The organism is Flagellimonas nanhaiensis, assembly GCF_003382275.1.
Lineage (GTDB): Bacteria > Bacteroidota > Bacteroidia > Flavobacteriales > Flavobacteriaceae > Flagellimonas > Flagellimonas nanhaiensis.
The window spans coordinates 281,824-302,616 of record NZ_QTJX01000001.1; the positions used below are offsets into that span (position 1 = coordinate 281,824).

General features: G+C 40.0%; 17 protein-coding genes. 13 read left to right on the forward strand and 4 right to left on the reverse strand.

What is annotated here, in order from left to right; all coding sequences use genetic code 11:
* The first annotated feature begins 16 nt into the window (after positions 1-16).
* Both truA and DX873_RS01320 read left to right on the forward strand, forming a co-directional pair.
* Positions 17-763, forward strand: a complete 747-nt coding sequence (gene truA / locus DX873_RS01315) for a tRNA pseudouridine(38-40) synthase TruA (protein WP_116182731.1) — start codon at positions 17-19, stop codon at positions 761-763.
* On the forward strand, positions 756-2,528 hold the full coding sequence (locus tag DX873_RS01320; RefSeq protein ID WP_116182732.1) for an ABC transporter ATP-binding protein: 1,773 nt from the start codon (positions 756-758) through the stop codon (positions 2,526-2,528). Before truA ends, DX873_RS01320 begins: the two co-directional genes overlap by 8 nt.
* Positions 2,529-2,640: 112 nt before the next feature.
* Here DX873_RS01320 and cdaA read toward each other — a convergent pair whose 3' ends face one another.
* A complete protein-coding gene (gene cdaA / locus DX873_RS01325) occupies positions 2,641-3,426 on the reverse strand; it encodes a diadenylate cyclase CdaA (RefSeq protein WP_116182733.1) in 786 nt (261 codons plus the stop codon).
* Positions 3,427-3,470: 44 nt separating this feature from the next.
* The gene (folP, locus tag DX873_RS01330; RefSeq protein ID WP_116182734.1) at positions 3,471-4,304 is read right to left on the reverse strand and encodes a dihydropteroate synthase; all 834 of its coding nucleotides are present in this window, start codon (positions 4,302-4,304) and stop codon (positions 3,471-3,473) included.
* A gap of 95 nt (positions 4,305-4,399) precedes the next feature.
* On the opposite strand from folP, the gene DX873_RS01335 reads away from it, so the two are divergent.
* The 6 genes from DX873_RS01335 (at position 4,400) to DX873_RS01360 (ending at position 8,678) form a co-directional block, all read left to right on the forward strand.
* Positions 4,400-4,942 carry a DUF1599 domain-containing protein gene (locus tag DX873_RS01335; protein ID WP_116182735.1) on the forward strand — a complete coding sequence of 181 codons (543 nt, stop codon included), beginning with the start codon at positions 4,400-4,402 and terminating at the stop codon, positions 4,940-4,942.
* Positions 4,939-6,033, forward strand: coding sequence for a BT_3928 family protein (locus tag DX873_RS01340; protein ID WP_116182736.1), 1,095 nt, complete (start codon positions 4,939-4,941; stop codon positions 6,031-6,033). Before DX873_RS01335 ends, DX873_RS01340 begins: the two co-directional genes overlap by 4 nt.
* 31 nt (positions 6,034-6,064) lie before the next feature.
* Complete coding sequence (tpiA, locus tag DX873_RS01345) at positions 6,065-6,814, forward strand: triose-phosphate isomerase (RefSeq protein WP_116182737.1); 750 nt, start codon at positions 6,065-6,067, stop codon at positions 6,812-6,814.
* Positions 6,815-6,820: 6 nt separating this feature from the next.
* Complete coding sequence (gene prmA / locus DX873_RS01350; RefSeq protein ID WP_116182738.1) at positions 6,821-7,657, forward strand: 50S ribosomal protein L11 methyltransferase; 837 nt, start codon at positions 6,821-6,823, stop codon at positions 7,655-7,657.
* 19 nt (positions 7,658-7,676) lie between these two features.
* On the forward strand, positions 7,677-7,952 hold the full coding sequence (locus tag DX873_RS01355; protein WP_116182739.1) for an ATP-dependent Clp protease adaptor ClpS: 276 nt from the start codon (positions 7,677-7,679) through the stop codon (positions 7,950-7,952).
* Between the two features lie 114 nt (positions 7,953-8,066).
* Positions 8,067-8,678, forward strand: coding sequence for a hypothetical protein (locus DX873_RS01360; RefSeq protein ID WP_116182740.1), 612 nt, complete (start codon positions 8,067-8,069; stop codon positions 8,676-8,678).
* Positions 8,679-8,710: 32 nt separating this feature from the next.
* On the opposite strand, the gene DX873_RS01365 is transcribed toward DX873_RS01360, so the two are convergent.
* Entirely contained in the window at positions 8,711-9,421 is a 711-nt protein-coding gene (locus tag DX873_RS01365) for a LytR/AlgR family response regulator transcription factor (RefSeq protein ID WP_116182741.1), read from the reverse strand.
* Positions 9,418-10,542, reverse strand: coding sequence for a sensor histidine kinase (locus DX873_RS01370; protein WP_313777737.1), 1,125 nt, complete (start codon positions 10,540-10,542; stop codon positions 9,418-9,420). The genes DX873_RS01365 and DX873_RS01370 overlap by 4 nt, the downstream gene beginning before the upstream one ends.
* Before the next feature lie 169 nt (positions 10,543-10,711).
* Between DX873_RS01370 and DX873_RS01375 the strand changes: the two genes are divergently transcribed.
* From DX873_RS01375 to DX873_RS01395, 5 genes are all read left to right on the forward strand, one after another.
* A complete protein-coding gene (locus tag DX873_RS01375; protein ID WP_116182742.1) occupies positions 10,712-11,728 on the forward strand; it encodes a carbohydrate-binding family 9-like protein in 1,017 nt (338 codons plus the stop codon).
* Entirely contained in the window at positions 11,706-12,419 is a 714-nt protein-coding gene (locus DX873_RS01380) for a hypothetical protein (protein WP_116182743.1), read from the forward strand. Before DX873_RS01375 ends, DX873_RS01380 begins: the two co-directional genes overlap by 23 nt.
* A 284-nt stretch (positions 12,420-12,703) precedes the next feature.
* The gene (locus DX873_RS01385; RefSeq protein WP_116182744.1) at positions 12,704-15,808 is read left to right on the forward strand and encodes a SusC/RagA family TonB-linked outer membrane protein; all 3,105 of its coding nucleotides are present in this window, start codon (positions 12,704-12,706) and stop codon (positions 15,806-15,808) included.
* 11 nt (positions 15,809-15,819) lie between these two features.
* A complete protein-coding gene (locus DX873_RS01390; protein WP_116182745.1) occupies positions 15,820-17,304 on the forward strand; it encodes a SusD/RagB family nutrient-binding outer membrane lipoprotein in 1,485 nt (494 codons plus the stop codon).
* 127 nt (positions 17,305-17,431) lie between these two features.
* A complete protein-coding gene (locus DX873_RS01395; protein ID WP_116182746.1) occupies positions 17,432-20,770 on the forward strand; it encodes a VCBS repeat-containing protein in 3,339 nt (1,112 codons plus the stop codon).
* Positions 20,771-20,793 lie beyond the last annotated feature (23 nt).

Below are 20,793 nucleotides of genomic sequence, written 5' to 3' on the forward strand. Positions count from 1 at the left end.
AAAGTAAAGTATTCGATTGAGATATTTTATCCGATTTTCCTATTTGGGGAAAGCCTACCATGGATGGCAAAAACAACCCAACGCCATTACTGTCCAAGAAGTATTGGAAAATGGCTTGTCCACCCTTTTGAGAAGCAATACAGAAATTGTTGGTGCTGGAAGAACAGATACAGGAGTGCATGCCAAGGAAATGTACGCCCATTTTGACTATGAGCCCATTGCGGACAAAAATGATCTGGTCTATAGGTTGAATGCCTTTCTTCCAGAAGATATTTCCGTTTATGGCATTCACAAGATGCAAGAGAATGCCCATGCCCGTTTTGACGCCGTGGAGCGTACCTATGAATATTGGGTAGTTCAATCCAAAAATCCATTTTACAAAGACTTGGCCCATTTTGCAAGGTACCCTTTGGATATAGAAAGTATGAATGCAGCGGCTTCTTTTTTAAAAGAACATGATGATTTTGAGTGTTTTTCAAAATCCAACACAGATGTCAAAACATTTATATGTGATGTACGACACGCCAAATGGGAAACCAAGGAAGATAGATTGATCTTCACAATTTCGGCAGATCGTTTTTTGAGAAATATGGTAAGAGCAATTGTAGGGACGTTGTTGGATGTGGGAATGGGTAAAATGAAGCCTGAAGAAATCAACAATGTGATCAAGAGCAAAAGTAGAAGTGAGGCTGGGGTTTCCGTCCCCGCAAAAGGATTATATTTGACCAAGGTTTTATACCCTCAAGATATATTTGATGAGTAAAAATGACGAAATAGGAAAAGCGTTTGATTTTGGTTTGTTCAAGCGTGTTTTTGAACATACCAAGCCGTACAGGGTTATCTTTTGGGTAGTGGCCTTTGTGGCGGTATTGTCTGCTGGCTTTGCTGTTGAGATTCCCATTTTGGTGCGTAGGATCATTAATGAAGCCTTGGAAAACAAGGATGCCCAGCAACTGTTCACTTTGGTGCTTTTGATGCTTGGGGTACTTTTTGGTCAGGTGGTCAGCCAGTTACTTTTCAATTACTACGCCAACTTACTTGGTGAATCTGTCATCAAGGATATCCGCATACGACTATTCAAAAAAATGATGAGCTTTAAAATGACCTATTTTGACAACTCATCAATTGGGGTGTTGGTCACCAGGGCGGTTGCTGACATGCAACGTATTGGAGAAATATTCAGTCAGGGATTTTTTGTGATTGTGGCCGACGTACTTAAGATGTTATCCGCGGCAGCAATTATGCTCTATGCCAGTTGGAAGTTGGCACTGATCGTTTTTGCCATTCTCCCCATTATTTTGATTGCTACAAGACTGTTTCAACAGGCAATGAAAGTGGCCTTTATTGAGGTAAGGGCGCAAGTGGCAAATCTAAACTCCTTTGTTCAGGAACGAATTGCAGGAATGAAAATCGTGCAGCTGTTCAATAGGGAGGAAATAGAGAAGGAGAAATTTAGGTCAATCAACGAAAAACATCAGAATGCCTGGTTAAAAACAGTTTGGTACAATTCCATTTTCTTTCCCGTAGCTGAAATTTCATATTCAATAGGAATTGGTTTGGTGGTTTACTTCGGGGTAATTCAAAATATTGAAAACGAAGCGCTCAACGATACTGGTTCCATCTTTGCCTTTTTCTTTTTGATGGACCTCTTGTTCAGACCGCTACGACAGATTGCTGACAAGTTCAACACGCTTCAAATGGGCATGGTTGCAGCAAATAGGGTATTTAAGATCCTGGATACGGACAGTCATATTGCGGACACTGGTGAATTGGTAAAGGAAGACGTCAAAGGAGCCATTGAATTCAAGGACGTCCGTTTTGGCTACATCGAAGATGAGGAGGTCCTTCATGGTATTTCTTTTTCAGTAAAGGCTGGCGAGACCGTGGCCATTGTAGGGGCCACAGGTGCTGGAAAATCTACTATCATCAACTTGCTCAACCGTTTCTATGAAATAAACTCGGGTGAAATTTTGGTTGATGGCCATAGCATTCGAGACTATACTTTAAGATCGCTACGTTCGCACATAGCTATTGTTTTGCAAGATGTCTTTCTGTTTGCTGATACGATAGCCAATAACATTTCATTGCGTGATGAATCCATTTCCCTTGAGGAAATAGAGGCTGCGGCCAAGCAGATAGGGGTGCATGAATTTATATCAAGTCTTCCGGGAGCATATCAGTACAATGTAAAAGAGCGGGGAACCATGCTTTCCAGTGGGCAACGGCAGCTTATAGCATTTCTAAGGGCCTATGTTAGCGACCCAAGTATCTTGATTTTGGATGAGGCCACATCATCTGTGGATACTTATTCTGAGCAACTGATCCAGCAAGCTACCGATAAGATTACCGAAGGTAGGACTTCGATTATCATTGCACATAGATTGGCCACCATTAAGAAAGCCGATAAGATCATTGTTATGGATGCCGGCGAGATAGTGGAAATTGGCACGCACAAGGAACTACTTGAAAAAGGTGGGTATTATAACGATTTATATGAGGCCCAATTTATGGCCGAAGAAGTGGCTTAATACTACCTGGGAACAAAACCTTTAATTGCAACCAAATATTCTTGTTCTTGATTGGTTTTCCAAAAAAGAATCAAAACGATAGAAGAAGTTTAAAAGAAATTTTTAGCAGTGGTTATTCCAAATCCTTTTTAATTAGAGTTGCCAGTTCTTTTGCCCCCTTGAACGGAATGAACTCTCCATTCTTTATGTAAGAGATTGAACCGGTTTCTTCACTAACCACAAGGCAAATTGCATCGGTCTTCTCAGTAATTCCTACCGCAGCGCGGTGGCGCAACCCGAACCTTAGTGGAATATTACGGTCATTGGAGACAGGTAATATAACCCGTGTTGCCGTTATATAGTTATCTTGGATTATCACCGCACCATCATGAAGCGGGCTATTTTTAAAGAAGATACTTTCCAAAATGGGTTGGGTGATTTCAATGTTCATGGTATCACCAGTTGATTTAACGAAATCAAGAGAGTTGGTTCGTTCCATTACAATAATGGCACCTGTCTTGGACCCTCCCATATTTTCACATGCCCCTATTACTGCGTCCACATCAGTTTTGGTGGACATGACCTCCTGCTTTAAAAATTTAAAGTGACGTGTAAAATTACGTTTGGTGGCAAAGTTTGTGGATCCTATCATCAACAAAAACTTTCTTATTTCCTGTTGAAAGACAATAATCAAGGCAATCAATCCAATGTTCATAAACCCTCCCACCATGCTGCTGATCATCTTCATTTCCAAAAGCTCCGTCAATTTCCAAAGGGCCCAAACAATGACAATTCCTATAAAAATATTGATGGCAACGGTTCCTTTGACCAGTTTGTAGATATAGTAGAGTAAAACGGCTACCAGCAGAATGTCTATGACATCTGTAATCTGGAATTCAAGAAAATTTAGAAAATCCAACCGAGGTGTTTTTGTAAAATTAGCAAAAATAGCATAACCAAAAGCTAGAGGGCATTAGCCTTTAAGGCTTCAACCAATTTTACACATTCCATAGCCTCTTTTACGTCATGCACCCTTAATATATTTGCTCCTTTCATCAGTGCAATGGTATGTAGTGAAGTGGTGCCATTTAAAGCTTCTTTAGGAGATGTTTCCAATATTTTATAGATCATTGACTTTCTACTCAAACCTATCAAGACGGGAACTTTGAAGCTTTGAAACAAGTCCAAATGGTTCAGTAGCGTATAGTTCTGTTCAGTGGTCTTGGCAAAACCAAATCCGGGATCAATAAGAATGTCATTGATTTTGTTTGCGGTTGTCTCATTTACTTTTTCCGAAAAATAGAAAAGTAAATCCTTGATGAGATCATCATAATGAGCCTGTTTTTGCATGGACTGTGGGGTGCCCTTGAGGTGCATCATTATATAGGGGACCTGATATTTTGCAATGGTCGAGAACATACTGGGGTCCAAGTTCCCAGCGGAAATGTCATTGATCATTGCGGCTCCCATTTCCAAGCTTTCTACGGCCAGTCTACTTCTAAAGGTGTCAATGGATATAAGCGTTTTTGGAAAGTTTTTTAGAATCAGTTCCAAAATGGGAAGCAATCGTTGCATTTCTAATTCTTCTTCAACATGTTCGGCGCCAGGTCTGGAGCTGTAGGCACCCATATCAATAAAAGTAGCGCCATTCGCCAACATTTTTTCTACTTGGTTGAGAATTATGGATGCATCTTTATACTTTCCTCCATCATAAAAAGAATCAGGAGTAAGGTTCAAGATACCCATGACTTTTGGGGTGGTTAGGTCGATCAGCTCACCTTTGCAGTTTATGACCATAAACAATACGTGCTTTGTTGGGTTTGATTATCTTTGGCAAGGTGCTTTGTAGGCACCCGAACATGGACGAAATTTACGCAAATTAGCACGAATACATGCATCAGACTTCCCAACAATATGACACGGTCATCCACACCTGCAGGGAACTGTTTCTTAAGAAAGCGCAGGATTATGGTACCGCTTGGCGGATATTGAGATTACCTTCATTGACCGATCAGGTCTTTATAAAAGCCCAACGAATAAGAAGCCTTCAGCAAAATGAAGTGAGAAAGGTGGATGAAGGAGAGCAATCCGAGTTTATTGGAATAATCAACTATTCCATAATGGCTTTGATTCAATTGAAAAAGGGTGTGGCGGAACAACCCGATTTGACCGCCGAAGAAGCCATTGCTCTTTATGATGAAGAAGCTGCCGTCACCAAAAAGTTGATGGAAGACAAAAACCATGACTACGGCGAAGCCTGGCGTGACATACGTGTAAGCTCTCTTACGGATTTGATTTTGCAAAAACTATTGCGAATCAAGCAGATTGAGGACAATCAAGGAGAGACTTTGGTTAGCGAGGGAATAGATGCCAACTATCAAGATATTGTCAATTATGCCGTGTTTGCAATGATTCATTTAAGCGAGAAGGAATGAAGTATTTGGTTTGGATTTCAAGAATATTTGTCGGAGTACTTTTTATCATTAGCGGACTGATCAAATTGAACGATCCCGTGGGCTTTTCGTTCAAATTGGAAGAATATTTTAGTCAGGGAGTGCTTAACCTTCCTTTTTTGGAGCCATTAGCTTTAGGTATTTCCATTTTTGTGGTCATTGTTGAGGTAATTCTGGGGGTACTTCTTCTAATTGGATTTAAACCAAAATTTACCGTTTGGAGCCTTTTGTTGATGATAGTGTTTTTTACATTTTTGACATTCTATTCGGCTTATTTCAATAAGGTGACGGACTGTGGATGTTTTGGGGATGCAGTAAAACTTACCCCTTGGGAGTCGTTCACAAAAGATATAGTGCTTTTAATATTCATATTGATTCTGTTTGTAGGAAGAAGGTTTATTACCCCAATTTTTAATGCCAAAACCAATTGGATTGTTGGGGGAGTTGCCTTGCTGGCCTGTATTTTGTTTGCCAACCAGGTATTGAACCACCTGCCGTCCGTAGACTTTAGACCATATAAGATTGAGGCTAATATCCAAGAGGGCATGACCATTCCGGATGATGCTCCTAAACCTGTTTATGAATATGCTTGGAGGTTTAAGGTTGATGGTTCGGAAAAAATCGTTGTGACCCATGGAGAGTATCCCAGTGTGGATGGGGAATTTATAGATGTGGAAACTACCGAAATCCAAGAAGGATATGAACCGCCCATTCATGATTTCACCATTGAACAGGAAGGGCAGGATTATGCCGCTGAACTTTTGGAGGAGGAAAAACTGGTTATGGTGGTAGCATATGACCTGGCTAAGAGCAATCAGGAATTTTTCACTGAAGTGGCACAAGTAACCTCGACGGCAAGAAAAAAAGGTTACAAAGTAATTGGCATGTCCGCTTCAAGTGATGAACTAAAACAACAAATCGCAAAAAAATACGGCCTGGATTTCAGTTTTTATTTTACTGACGAAACTACGTTAAAGACCATTGTGCGTTCCAATCCGGCAGTTTTGGTCTTGGAAAAAGGAACCATATTACAAAAAGTACATTATAACGATTTGGACCAACTAAGTTTTTAAAAGATATAAATAACACTAAGAAGACCGCATTATGAGAACCAAAATAGTAGCAGGAAACTGGAAGATGAACAAAACCCTTGAAGAAACGGAAATTTTACTTGCAGAACTTTCCGCCAAATTGCCCGATACCAATGCAGAGGTAATAGTTGCACCAACTTTTGTGAACTTGGTGGCGGCCCAAAGAAGCCTACAGTCATCCACGATTCAGGTAGCTGCACAAAACATGCATTTTGAGGATAGCGGAGCGTTCACAGGTGAGATATCGGCTGAGATGTTATTGAATATTGAAGTGGATGTTGTCATTATTGGTCATTCCGAGCGCCGTGCCCTTTTTGGTGAAACCGATGAACTTTTGGCTAAAAAAGTTAAGACGGCCATAGACAAAAACATGAAGGTGATTTTCTGCTTTGGTGAGGAGTTGGAGGAAAGAAAGTCGGAAAACCATTTTGCAGTGGTAGAAAGCCAGCTTAAAAACGCGCTTTTTGATTTGGATGCCAGTGCATGGAAAAATATTGTTTTGGCCTATGAACCTGTTTGGGCCATTGGAACTGGCGAAACAGCAAGTCCAGAACAGGCGCAAGAAATGCATGCATTTATCAGAAAAACAGTTTCAGAAGCCTATAATACATCCATTGCGGATGGAGTTCCAATTTTGTACGGAGGCAGTGTAAAACCAGGAAATGCTGGTGATATTTTTTCCAAACCAGATGTTGATGGGGGACTTATTGGAGGAGCTTCTCTAAAAGCCGATGACTTTGTGGACATCATCAAGGCTATCTAACACCATATTACAATTTTGGTTTATCTAGAATTTGATTTTAAGGTCAACCCTGTCCAACCTGCAGCAGATATTTTGATCGCAGAGTTGGGAGCCTTGGGTTTTGAGAGCTTTGTAGAGAATGATTCAGGGCTTGTGGCCTATATTTTAAAATCAGATTGGGAAGAAGGTATGTTGAACTCGCTTTTTGTTCTTCAAAACCCTGATTTTGAAATCACCTGGTCCATAAAGGAAATAGCACAACAAAACTGGAATGAAGAATGGGAAAAAAACTTTCACCCAATTTCTGTTGGAAACAAGTGTTTGGTAAGAGCCCCTTTTCACCAACCGGGGCAGGTAGAGTTTGATATAATTATTGAGCCCAAAATGAGTTTTGGAACAGGGCATCATGAAACCACGCATATGATGCTTCAACATATCTTGGATACTGACATGAATGATAAATCAGTGTTGGATATGGGGTGTGGTACCGGGGTTTTGGCCATTCTGGCAAAAATGAAAGGAGCTTCTCATGTGGAAGCTATCGATATTGACGAATGGTGTTTTTTGAACAGTCAGGAAAACGTGGAAAGAAATGGGTGCGAAGACATAGCGGTTTTTCAGGGTGACAGTTCTCTTTTGAAGGACAAAAGCTATGATATTATTTTGGCCAATATCAACAGAAATATCTTGCTTGAAGACATACATATCTATTCCAAGTGTCTGAACCAAGGAGGCTTACTTTTTTTAAGTGGCTTTTATTTAGAGGATTTAGATGCAATTTCCTCAAAATGTGGGGTGTATGGATTGGAATATGAAAAAAAGTTGCAAAAGAACAATTGGGTTTCTCCAAAATATGTAAATTAGAAATACAAATTCCAAAACCATGGGAATCAAGGAGAAAGGTTTAGAGGAGCTGCTTTTGGAAGAAGATACGGTAAAGCAGCATGAGATTGTGCTTTTCAATGACGATGTAAATACTTTTGATCACGTTATTGAGACTTTGATAAATGTATGTGAACATACCCCTGAGCAAGCGGAACAATGTTCCCTAATTGTGCATTTTAATGGGAAATGTACCGTTAAAACGGGTGAATACACCTTTCTTAAGCCTAAATGCTCCAAATTGTTGCAAGCTGGATTGACCGCCGAGATTGTTTAGCATTTCAAAATGATCAAGAATTCTTTACATTGAAGTGCACAATTACCATATTCATTTGCAGTAAATTTGTGTAGAGACCAATCAGTAGTAAACTATTAATCTTCTTACCTGGGAATGAGTGAGTTCTTCAAGGCTGAATTAAAGGACCGATTTTTGGAATATTCGCTGGATCGAAAGGATTACTTTGAGATTCAGACGCTTTATGATGAATTTCTTCGCCCCAATTATAGTCTTCAGTTTGTTGAAAAATTGATCAAGGAAATCCAGGATTATGACCCTGGCCTTTTGGATAGTATGAGCGGTAACGGGATGAAGATTTTTATGCTGGCCTCAACATCATCTACACAAGACTTTTTAGATGACGGAGGATTTATGGACATGTACGTAAAAGAAGAGGAGAAATGGGACACCTTTTTGGGTCAATTGTCCAGCAACCGTAAGATGTCCAAGGATGAAAAGCAGTTGCTAAAAAAGAAGTCACCTGTTCTAAAAAGGGAAAAAACACTTTTGATTGTTCTAATTTCCGCCATAGCGTTTAGTTTTATTTTTGCGCTTTTCAGCATTTTAAAAGGAGCTTTGGAACCAGAATACGTTCCCTTGGACGAGTTTGAGCGGAAAATGGAGCAGTTTAGGCAACAAAATGAAAACGAAAATCAGTTGTTGCAACGGAAACTTGAAAAGTTGGAGCACACATTGGACTCTATACAAGGCACTCTTTCCAAGTAGTGTCTACTATTTATCAGGTTAAATTGAGGATTTTATTTTAGGGCTTTGTTCAGGATAATTTCGCGAACTTCATTCAGGTAGCTTCTTCCAATGGTATATCTAATTCCGTCTATTTCCACACTGTTCCCTTCCAAGGATTCTATTTTATCCAGTGCTACCGTAAAAGATCGGTGAATACGGATAAATTTATCACTGGGCAGTTCCTCTGTAAAACTGCTCAAAGTCTTATGAATGATATATTTATCAGCAGTTGTTTTAATACGGATATAGTCCTTTAGACTTTCCACGACCAAAATCTCATCCAGGTATACTTTTTGTAGTTTCTTATTGTCTATTTTGATGAAAAAATTGGGTTTTTCGCTTCCAGAACCCGTGTTGTTTTTTTCTACCATTATATCGGTTACCCGGTTCACCGTTTTTAGAAATCTTGGAAAAGGAATCGGTTTAACAAGGTAATCCAACGCTTCCACCTCATAACCCTGAAGCGCATATTTTTCATGTGCCGATGTGATTACTACTTGTGGTTTGTATTTTAAGCATTTAAGAAACTCAAAACCATCCAATACCGGCATGTTGATGTCCAGAAAAATGAGATCTACCTTGTTTTCCTGCACATAATTGTTTGCATCCACAGCATTGGAAAATGTAGCGACCAGATCTAGTTGGTCCAATTTTAGCGCAAAGTCTTCCAGCACTTTAATGGCGAGTGGCTCATCGTCAATTATAATCGTTTTAATCTTCATTTTTTGCTAACACGAAGTTTCAAAAGTACATTGAAGTTATTGTTTTTTTCTTCCAATCGCAATTCATAGTCTTCGGCAGGGTAACCTAGCTCCAATCTTTTTCTCACATTTGAAAGGCCTATGCCCCCGCTACGGGTAGGTAAGGTACTTTTTCCCTTTTCTTTGGGAATGTTGTTGGTGAGTTCAAAATATAGGAAATCCCCTTCAACCTTGATGTTGAGCGAGATTTTCATCTGACCAATATTTTGACTGGCGCCATGTTTAAAACTGTTCTCTATCAATGGCATTAAAAGCATAGGTGCAATTACCTTTCCATCCAAGTCCCCAGAAATTTCCACATCTACTTCCAACGAGTCATCAAAGCGGATACGTTCCAAATCAATGTAGTTCTGAATACATTCAATTTCCTTTCTTAGTTTCTGTTTTCTCTTATCGGTTGCGTACAAAAGATATCTCATCAATTCAGAAAGCTTCAGAATTACCTCAGGTGCTTTATCAGACTTTGTTAAAGAGAGGGAGTAAATGTTGTTGAGTGTGTTAAAGAAAAAATGGGGAGACACTTGGGACCTCAAAAACCGGAGTTCTGTGGCCAACTGCCTTTTTTCAAGCTCATGGAGCATGCTGTGCTCTCTGAGCCAGTCTATAGTAATTTTAATGGCGGTAACAAAAGAGATAACATACAGTTCGCCCAACATCATTTGAACACCATAATTAAATGTAAGAGTGTCTATGGCTTCTGGTCCTTCGGGCCAAACATTGGTACTCAGCAGATAATAGGTGAGATAAAATTTAACATTGAGCATGGCATACAATGACAACAACATCAATATGGCATAGGTGATGTACTTCTTTTTAAAGACAAACTTGGGCATTAGGAAATAGATGTTAAAGTAGGTAAGTGCCATATGGATAGGAAATCCGATGATGTTACTTTTTAAAGAATAGTCATAGTCATCATAATAACTTCCCCATCGTAATGTATTGAAAATGAAATATATAACCCAAAAAAGAATATGGTGTTTGTAGGTGACGGGGTAGTTGCCAATGGACTTTCCGGACATGAACGACTTGGACTGGCTCTCCTTTGTGGTATCTGTTAATATATCGACTGAAGTTTTCATATGTTATTGGTCAATTCTGGATTGTTGTTGGTCTAAAAGATAGTATGTTCAAGAATAAAATTATGAATATTAAATAATTGTTTGAAGAAGACACTAGTATACGGTTTTGGAAAAAACCAGATAGAACCCCCAACTTTGCATTCAAATTCCTAACCAAAATTAATTTGCAATGTTAACTAGAGTTATTGCTTTTTTCTTTGTGCTGGCTTCCTTTGGGCAGACCAATGTTCCACGCTCTTATGTGGCACACAAGGTGTCCAGTCCAATTGTTGTAGATGGGGTGGATACAAATTCTGAATGGCAATCGGTAAATTGGAGTCAAAGCTTCATCGATATTGAAGGAGTTAAGAAACCCCTTTACGAGACCAGAATAAAGATGCTTTGGGATGAATCCTATTTTTATTTGCTCGCAAAAATGGAAGAACCGCATGTTTGGGGAAATCTAAAACAACGTGACACCGTAATTTTCTACAACAACGATTTTGAGGTTTTTATTGATCCAGACGGGGACACACATAATTATTACGAACTGGAAATAAACAGTCTCAACACCCAGTGGGACCTTTTTTTGACCAAACCCTATAGAAATGGGGGTAAGGTACTGGATAGTTGGGATATTCAAGGGCTAAAAACGGCTGTAGATGTCGACGGTACAATAAATTACTCTTCTGATATCGACAAGGGCTGGACATTGGAGATGGCAATTCCATGGAGTGTGATTACTGAAGCAGCAAATCATAGTGGTTTTCCTGTTAATGAATTTTGGCGAATTAATTTTTCTCGGGTCAATTGGCAGTTCAGCCTAGAAAAAGGAAAATATGCTAGGAAGAAAGATTCAAATGGGAAACATCTTCCGGAATACAATTGGGTTTGGTCTCCTCAAGGAGTAATCAACATGCACGAGCCCGAGCATTGGGGTTACGTAGTTTTTTCTGATAAGGAGCCTGGGCAATCTACTGATTTTCAAATTCCAAAAGATGAATATGTCAAGTGGGACATGTATGGGCAATACAGAAATGTATTAAAGGATCAGAATGTGGCCCTTCCTAAAGAATTGAATACCCTTCAGGTGAAAATACCCCTGACCCTTGAAAAGCATACTACAGGATGGAACCTTTGGTGTATAAGTCCGTTCACTGGAAAAAAACTGATAATTGATGAGGATGGAAAGTTCACCCAAGAATAAAACAAAAATTCCAGGTCATCAATTTCTCCTAGTAGGGGTTTTGGCTATTGTGGCTGTTGGTTTTTTGGACAATCAAATACAACAAAGATCCACGAAACAACCCGTAACGGAAACTAGGGTAGAAAAAGAGGTGGCGGACTTTAAGTTTTGGGTTTGGGTTTCTATTGATGAAAATAAGACTGATACTACCTATACTAATGAATTAAGAAAATATAAAAATTATGGTGTTGATGCCATATTGGTCAGTGCCTCATCGGCTCAAGATTATTTGGAGTCACTGAAAACCATTGCAGAAAAAGAAGGGTTGGAGTTGTTTACTTGGACTTATACAATGGACAATGACAAAAATCCAACCAATAATGAAAGTCTAGCGCAAGGAAGTGCTCAACATAAAGAACATGCACCTAAATGGCATGTGGATATTCTTTACTCATCTAATACGCATAGCATGGATGGGACAGATTTTGATTGTGCTGGGCGAATTGAACGACAGGATGAAGAATCGTTCAAAAAGAAAGATTCTAAAAATTATTTTGGAAAACACTTAATGGAATCGTCCCCTGCCGATTTTAAAAAGACAATTCTTGGAAGACAAAATCAAGGTGCCAAAGCAGTTTCCATTTTTGAGACATCTTTACTTACATCAGGGCACTGGGAAATTATTAAAGAGCTCAAAAGCGAATTTGAATAGTGAAATTAGATACCGAAGATAGCAAATCCAGGAAGGTGAATAAGTTGCTTTCACTGGTGCTTCTGGTCCTTTTTTTAGGTGTAATAGTGCTCTACAGGGCTCAATTCCAATAGGTTAAAATTTAATAGAAGAAGGATGCATCAAAGCTTTCTTTTTCCCTTGTTATTTAGCTCTTCCCAATTGTCATTGGTCGAAAAAAGTTTCGTTAACATAATCATAAAGTAATTTTAGTGTCAGCTTAAAATTAGAATTAACTAACTAAACAACAATCTAACGCTTGACTTATGAAAGAAATTAAAAAAGTTTTAATGTTCCTTGTATGTCTTTTGGCCTTACAGGGGATTGAAGCGCAGATAACCGTATCTGGTGTTATTACGGATGCAGATACTGGTGCGCCTATTCCAGCAATTACAGTTGTTGAAGAAGGGACGACCAACGGGACCTCTGCGGATTTTGATGGAAACTACACCATTGATGTTCCAAGCAACGCTACACTGCGTTTTTCATCCATTGGCTATGCAACTCAATCAATTGCAGTTAATGGTAGGACTACAATAAATGTAGTAATGCAGGAAGACACAGAAATGTTGGGTGAAGTTGTAGTAACTGCCCTCGGTATTAAAAAGGAAACCCGAGCCTTGGGTTACTCCATTACTGAAGTAGCCGGGGAAGAAATCTCGGAAATTAAGCAGGTTAACGCAATCAATAGCCTTCAAGGTAAGATTGCGGGTGTTAACATTACACAGAATGCTACCGGTGCCGCAGGTTCAAGTAGAATTGTAATTCGTGGTCCAAGTTCTTTTGGAAATAACCAACCGCTCTATGTAGTGGATGGTATTCCAATCGGAAATGACAACAACGGTTCTGCAGGAGAATGGGGTGGAGCCGATGGAGGTGATGGTATTGCCTCACTTAACTCCAATGACGTGGAATCCGTGAGTGTTCTTAAAGGTGGTGCCGCTTCTGCACTGTACGGATCAAGGGCTGCCAACGGGGTTATTTTGATTACCACAAAATCTGGTGCTGAAGCAAAAGGATTTGGAATCGAATTCAACAGTACGGTAACAATTGATCAGTTTGACACTTCTATTCAGGACTTCCAGAAGGAATATGGTCAAGGTAGATTTGGTGAAGCACCAAGTAGCCAGGAAGAAGCATTGGAAGATGGTTACAGTTCTTGGGGGGCAAGATTGAACGGAGGTAATGTGGTTCAATGGGATGGTACTTCAAGGCCTTATACCAATAGAGGAGATAACGGTAAAAAATTCTACAGAACAGGTAGTACCTTTTTTAATACAGTGGCCATTACTGATGCTAACGAAAAAACAAACTATAGATTTTCTGCCACAGATATTTCCAATACGGATATTGTACCCGGATCTAATCTGAACAGAAAGATTTTTGCTTTGAATCTAGGATCCACCTTGGCAGAAAAACTTACACTAAATGTAAATGCCAAATATTCTGTGGAAAAAACATTTGGTAGGCCTAGATTGTCCGATTCGCCGGGTAATGCTAACTTCTCGGTAGCTCTTTTGCCTGCTAACATTAATGTAGAAGATTTGGCGCCAGGAATAAATGAGGATGGCTCTGAAAACCTATTTACGGATAATGTTTTTTCTCAGAACCCATATTTTGCAGCAAATTTCTTTAGAAATGAAGATACGAGAAATCGTTTCATAGGTTCGGCTTCCTTACGTTATGATATTACCGATTGGCTCTACCTATTTGGAAGGGCAGGTATTGACCAGTACACTAGAAGAGGTGTGGAAGTAGAGCCTTACGGAACAGGATTCCGTCCTTTGGGATCTATGAATGATAGGGAGCGAAGGTACACTCAGGTTGACTCTGATATCATGATTGGTGTTGACAAAAATGTTACTGAAAAAATTGGAATTAGTGCTTTTGTAGGTGCTAACCGAAACAAAATAGAATCTGAAGAACTGGTTCTTGGAGGTAGTGACTTTATCGTAGCTGGTCTAGAAGATATTGGAAACCTAACCAACCAAAGTAGAAGCAGGACTTTTTCTGAAAGAGCCATTGGTTCTGTATACGGATCGGCAGAATTTTCGTATGACAGTTGGGCATTCTTGACCGTTACAGGAAGAAATGACTGGTTCTCTACTTTGTCATTCCCAGGAAAAGAAACTTCAAACAATGAATTCTATCCTTCGGTCAATGCAAGTGTTGTATTGTCAGACGCACTTGATTTACCTGATGTTTTTGATTTCTTAAAAATAAGAGGTGGTTATTCAGAGGTTGCCGGTGGTGCTGATGAAGCGTATCAGCTGGCCTTAACCTATCAAATATTTGGACAAGGTCATCAAGGTCAACCATTAGGTAGAATTTCTAACAGTTCATTACCTAATGCTAATCTGGTTCCGTTCAGTAAAAAGGAGACAGAAATTGGTTTGGATGCCAGGATGTTGGATAACAGACTTACATTGGATTTGTCCTACTATACCAACGAATCTTCAAGACTTATCGTTGGAGTGGCATCTTCCTTTACTTCTGGTTTCCCAACTGCTGAAGCTAACCTTGGGGTGATAGAGAATAAGGGTATTGAGTTTTTGATTGGCGGTAGACCTATCGTTACTGAGAACTTTACTTGGAACACAAGTTTCAATGGTTCTTATAACGTTAGTGAGGTTATCTCAACTAATGAGGACGAAAGTGAAATCCAGGTGGGACAACCTAGAACCTTTAGTGTTGAGATAAAACAAATTGTAGGAGAGCCCTTTGGAACCATAAAAGGTCGTTCTTTTGACAGAGATGCACAAGGAAGGATAATTTATGACATTGACAGTGATGGAGTACCAATTGCTCGTGAAGCTGCGGATCGTGAGATTCTTGGTGAAGGAATTCCTCCATTGACCTTAGGTTGGACAAATACTTTTACCTATAAAGATTGGTCACTTAACTTCTTGATTGATGGTAAGTTTGGAGGTCAGATTTATTCAGGCACAAATGCCATTGCTTACGGAAATGGTCTACATAAGGCAACATTGGAAGGAAGAGAAAATGGTCTTACTGTAACAGGTATTGACGGTGCAACAGGTAGTGAATTTACAACTACAGTAGCTCCAGAAGATTTGCAGACATACTATGGTAGAATCAACGATTTTGCAGAGCCTTTTGTTGAGGATGCGGACTATATCAAGTTCAGACAGCTGGCTTTGGGCTATTCGTTACCAAGCAGGTTCTTGGAGAATACTTTCCTACAAAGTGTAAATGTACAATTTACGGCGCAGAACCTATTCTACCTCATGCGAAGTGTGGATAACATAGATCCGGAAGCTGCTTATAATGCAGGTAACTCTCAAGGTCTGGAGTACTTTGGTGTACCACCAACAAGGACATACGGATTTAATTTAAATGTTAAGTTTTAAAAAATTGTAAGATGAAAAGAATATTCTATATAATTCTCGTTTTAGCTGTAATTGCATCGTGCGATAATGGCTTTGAAGACATGAACGTTGACCCTACGAGGCCATCCCAGGTGTCGGCATCTTCAAAATTAACAGCGGTTCAGTTGTTCACTTCAGGCGACCGTTATGAAAACTGGAGAGCTAACCTGATATACAGTTCCACAATGATGCAGCACTTTGCTTCCTTGGCAGGATACTGGACAGGAGATAAATACACTAGGAATGCAGGATACGCCTCTTCCTTGATGGAAAGATATTATGGGGACGCATTGAAGAACCTTATCAATCTTCAAGAACAATTAGATGCTGAAGAAAGTCCTGATGAAATGAAGGGCATTGCACGAATCATGAGGGTGTTCATTTTTAGTAGATTGACGGATATGTATGGCGATTTACCCTATTTTGAAGCAGGTAAGGCCGTATCCGAAAATATTTTGAAGCCTGTGTACGATGAACAGAGTGTAATATATCCAGACATGCTCAATGAGCTTCAGGAAGCAGTTGGACAATTGGGTACAGGAACCTCAGAGTTTGGTGACGCGGATATCATGTTTCAGGGCGATCAGGAAAAATGGCAACGTTTTGGAAATTCCCTTATGTTGAGATTGGCATTGAGATTGATTAAAGTAGATCCGGCAGGAGCTCAACAATGGGCATCCGCCGCAATTTCTGGCGGTGTAATGCAATCCAATGATGACATTGCTTATATAGAGCACACATTGGGCCCAGAAGGTATCAATAGAAATGGTAATGGACAGGTCTTTACGGTTGATAACAATATGATTATGAGTGAAACTTTCATCAATGCACTTCAAGGAGACCCCAGAATTTCTGTGTTGGCTCAAAGAAGAAGTGATGGAAGTACAAATCCAGCAGATTTAAGAGGATTGCCCAACGGTTTGGATAGCGATACTTTGGAAGGAGCCACTGGAGAAACAACCACAGATGCTTTTGCTGATCCAAATAGAGATATCATAACCGGAGAGGATGCACCCATGTTCTTCCAAACTTATGCTGAGGTTGAGTTTATGTTGGCAGAGGCCAATGTAAGATGGGGATTGGCCGGAGACGCTGAAACACATTATAACAATGGGGTTAGAGCGGCAATGGAAATGCTTGCCATTTATGGTGATGCGGCCATCATTGATTCTGGTGATATAGATGACTATTTAACAGCAAATCCATATGACGCAGTTAACGCCATTGAGCAGATTGCAACTCAATATTGGATTGCGACTTTCCTTAATGAATATGAGGCTTTCTCAAACTGGAGAAGAACTGGTTTCCCAGCATTGGTACCCGTAGACTATCCTGGAAACGTAACCAACGGTACAATCCCAAGAAGGCTAACATATAGTGAAGGTGAAAAAGTAAACAACACCGAAAATTATAATGCTGCTGTAAGCAGACAAGGTCCCGATGAATTTACTACGCGGGTATGGTGGGATGTTGAATAATTTTTATCAAAAAAGGCTCTCATAAATAATTAATATTTTGAGTTAGTTTAGTTTATTCAAGTAGTAGTAAGGGAGAGGCAACTCTCCTTTACTTTTCTTATTAAGTTTCATACTAACTAGGAGTTTCATGAAAAGCAATAGATTACGGCTGCACTATATTATTTCAGTTTTGGTAATTGGCCTTTTTTCCAATTTCACCAATAGTAATACACCTGACCCAAAAACTAGGTTCACGCTTCTGACTTCAGCACATACGGGAATCGATTTTTCCAACAAAATATTTGAGGCACCACAGCACAGTATTTTAAAATATGCCAATTTTTATGGTGGGGCTGGGGTAGGCATTGGGGATTTCAATAATGATGGATTACAAGATATTTTCTTCGCAGGCAATTTGGTGCCTGACCGTCTTTACCTGAATAAAGGAGGACTTGAATTTGAGGACATCACCAAAAAAGCTGGTATTTTGGACGACGGAGGATGGTCCACAGGAGTAACTTTGGCCGACGTAAACAATGATGGACATTTAGATATTTATGTGAGTAGGGAGTTGTACGATGAAAAACCTGAATGGCGCACCAACTTACTGTACATAAACAATGGCGATGGCTCCTTTTCTGAACAAGCTGAAAAATGGGGTGTAGCCGATGATCAAAGAACCCGTCATGCTACCTTCTTGGACTATGACAAGGACGGTCTTTTGGACCTTTTTTTACTTACCCAGCCTCCAAATCCTGGAAGTTTGTCCGCTTATATGGGTACAGAACTTTTAAAACCTGAATACCACCTAAAACTCTTCAAGAACAAAGGCACTGGTTTTGTGGACGTGACCGAGAAATCTGGCCTAAAAAAAACTGGCTTTCCAAATGCCGCATCCGCCAGTGATATCAATAATGATGGCTGGCCAGATATTTATGTGGCCAATGACTTCTATGCCCCAGATTTTCTGTTCATAAACAATCAGGACGGAACCTTTACCAACATAGCAAATGAAGCACTTCCCCACATGTCCTATTATAGTATGGGAGTAGATGTTGCAGATATCAACAATGATGAATTGCTGGACATTTTTGTGTTGGATATGGTAGCCGAGGACAATTTCCGTTTGAAGTCCAATATGAGTGGAATGGACCGGCAATCCTTTTGGGATGTGTATAATCAAGGCGGGCATTATCAGTATATGTATAATGCACTGCAATTGAACAATGGAAATAACACCTTTAGTGATATAGCCCAGTTCACGGGAATGGCGGCCACAGATTGGAGCTGGTCCAATTTAATTGCGGATTTTGACAATGACGGTCTTAAAGACGTTTATGTCACCAATGGACTGTTGCGGGATATTAGGAATACAGATGCGGACAAAGCCGTTGCTGCTTACCTAAATCAAACCCGGTTCGACTGGCTTAAGAAACACCCAGATGGGGGAGGGTTGAACAATATTTTTGATATAATCGATTTAAAGGAGGTTGTAAAACTATTGCCTTCTCAACCCCTTCAAAACTACGTGTTCAAAAATAACGGAGACCTCAATTTCAAAAAGGTAATGGAAGAATGGGGACTTGAGCAAAAATCCTTTTCCAATGGCTCCGCTTATGGAGATTTGGACAACGATGGGGATTTGGACCTTGTGGTGAACAACATCAATGCTGAAGCATTTATATATCGGAACAACTCCGAAGAAATAAGTTCCAGCAATTACCTAAGGATTTCTCTGAAAAGTAAAGGAGGAGAACCAATCCACGGAACAAGAGCAAAACTTTATACAGGAGGGCAAGTGCAGATGATAGAGGCCACCAACGTGCGGGGAATCTATTCTACCAGCGAACCTTATGTCCATTTTGGATTGGGGTCACATGCAGAGGCGGACAGTCTGGTTATTGTTTGGCCAAATCAAAAGAAATCTACCATTACAAATGTTAAGGCCAACCAATTATTGGAGGTGAATTATGAGGAATCAAATGGCAATGCAAAGATTTCGGAAGACAAGAAAAAACTATTGGTCGATGTAACCCATGATTTTGGTTTGAAATACAAACACGAGGAGAACATATTTGACGATTATGATATTCAAGTATTGCTCCCTCATAAGCTTTCGCAGATGGGCCCCGCCCTTTCTATTGGCGATGTAAACAACGATGGTCTGGATGATGTTTTTATAGGAGGTGCTACAGGAAAATCCGCAGCTCTTTTTGTACAACAACCAAGCGGGGAATATATCCAAAGCAACGGAGGACTCTGGACAAATGAAGCCCCGTATGAGGATGTGGATGCGCTCTTTTTAGATGTAGATGGCGATGGTAGTCAGGATTTATATGTGGTCAGTGGAGGCAACAAGTATTCGATGTACGATTTGCACTACGTTGATCGCTTGTATCTAAACGACGGAAATGGAAACTTCAAGAAAGGAGCTATAGTTGATGTTGATAGAGTGAGCGGGTCCAAAGTAGTTGCAGCAGATTATGATGCTGATGGAGATTTGGACGTATTTGTGGGAGGAAGACATAATCCCCATGATTACCCATCACCAACTACCAGCACATTATATGTAAATACAAATGGACAGTTGGTCAATTCAAACGAGCAAAACGCACCCGGACTGAAAGATTTGGGTATGGTTACTGATGCAGTTTGGTTGGATTATGATCAAGATAATGATCTAGATTTGGTTGTGTCGGGTGAATGGATGCCGATAACCATTTTCTCCAATGAAGGCGGTGTCTTGGCACAAGTTTCAGTACCAAGTTTACAACGAACCCGCGGATGGTGGTTCAGTTTGGAAAAAGGAGACTTTGACGGCGATGGGGACGAGGATATGATTGCAGGTAACCTTGGGTTGAATTACAAGTACAAAACATCTACCGAAGCTCCTTTTGATATCTACTATGAAGATTTTGACAACAATGGGCGCAGAGATATAGTTTTAGGCTATTACAATGATGAAAAACATTATCCACTACGTGGATTCTCCTGTTCTTCCGAACAGATTCCAGGGCTGAAGAAGCAGATAAAGAAGTACGACATCTTTGCGGATATGGAAATTGACGAGGTCTATGGGGCCTCAAACCTAAAAAAAGCACTGCATTTCCAAACTGACACTTTTGCTTCTGTTTACATTGAAAATTTGGGCGACGGAGGGTTCAAGCTAACAGAACTTCCAACAATGGCACAATTATCAAATATAAATGATGTATTGGTAGATGACATCAATGGAGATGGCTTTTTAGATGCACTCTGCGTAGGAAACCTATATGTTTCCGAAATAGAGACACCCAGGAATGATGCTGGAATTGGGGCATTATTACTTGGTGATGGCCGTGGAGGTTTTACCATGCAACACCATTCCAGTAGCGGTTTCTTTGCGCCGGGAGATGCCAAGAAAATTGTAAAGATGAAGCATAACAACAAACCAATCTTGGCTGTTGCCAACAACGACGACCTATTGCAAATTTTTAAATGGAAGTAAATCAAGTTGTTTGGCATTTCATT

Coding starts and splice junctions, on each gene's coding strand:
- DX873_RS01320 (WP_116182732.1), top strand. CDS start 756: ATGAGTAAAAATGACGAAATAGGAAAAGCGTTTGATTTTGGTTTGTTC.
- folP (WP_116182734.1), bottom strand. CDS start 4,304: ATGGTCATAAACTGCAAAGGTGAGCTGATCGACCTAACCACCCCAAAA.
- DX873_RS01335 (WP_116182735.1), top strand. CDS start 4,400: ATGCATCAGACTTCCCAACAATATGACACGGTCATCCACACCTGCAGG.
- DX873_RS01340 (WP_116182736.1), top strand. CDS start 4,939: ATGAAGTATTTGGTTTGGATTTCAAGAATATTTGTCGGAGTACTTTTT.
- tpiA (WP_116182737.1), top strand. CDS start 6,065: ATGAGAACCAAAATAGTAGCAGGAAACTGGAAGATGAACAAAACCCTT.
- DX873_RS01355 (WP_116182739.1), top strand. CDS start 7,677: ATGGGAATCAAGGAGAAAGGTTTAGAGGAGCTGCTTTTGGAAGAAGAT.
- DX873_RS01360 (WP_116182740.1), top strand. CDS start 8,067: ATGAGTGAGTTCTTCAAGGCTGAATTAAAGGACCGATTTTTGGAATAT.
- DX873_RS01365 (WP_116182741.1), bottom strand. CDS start 9,421: ATGAAGATTAAAACGATTATAATTGACGATGAGCCACTCGCCATTAAA.
- DX873_RS01370 (WP_313777737.1), bottom strand. CDS start 10,542: ATGAAAACTTCAGTCGATATATTAACAGATACCACAAAGGAGAGCCAG.
- DX873_RS01375 (WP_116182742.1), top strand. CDS start 10,712: ATGTTAACTAGAGTTATTGCTTTTTTCTTTGTGCTGGCTTCCTTTGGG.
- DX873_RS01380 (WP_116182743.1), top strand. CDS start 11,706: ATGGAAAGTTCACCCAAGAATAAAACAAAAATTCCAGGTCATCAATTT.
- DX873_RS01385 (WP_116182744.1), top strand. CDS start 12,704: ATGAAAGAAATTAAAAAAGTTTTAATGTTCCTTGTATGTCTTTTGGCC.
- DX873_RS01390 (WP_116182745.1), top strand. CDS start 15,820: ATGAAAAGAATATTCTATATAATTCTCGTTTTAGCTGTAATTGCATCG.
- DX873_RS01395 (WP_116182746.1), top strand. CDS start 17,432: ATGAAAAGCAATAGATTACGGCTGCACTATATTATTTCAGTTTTGGTA.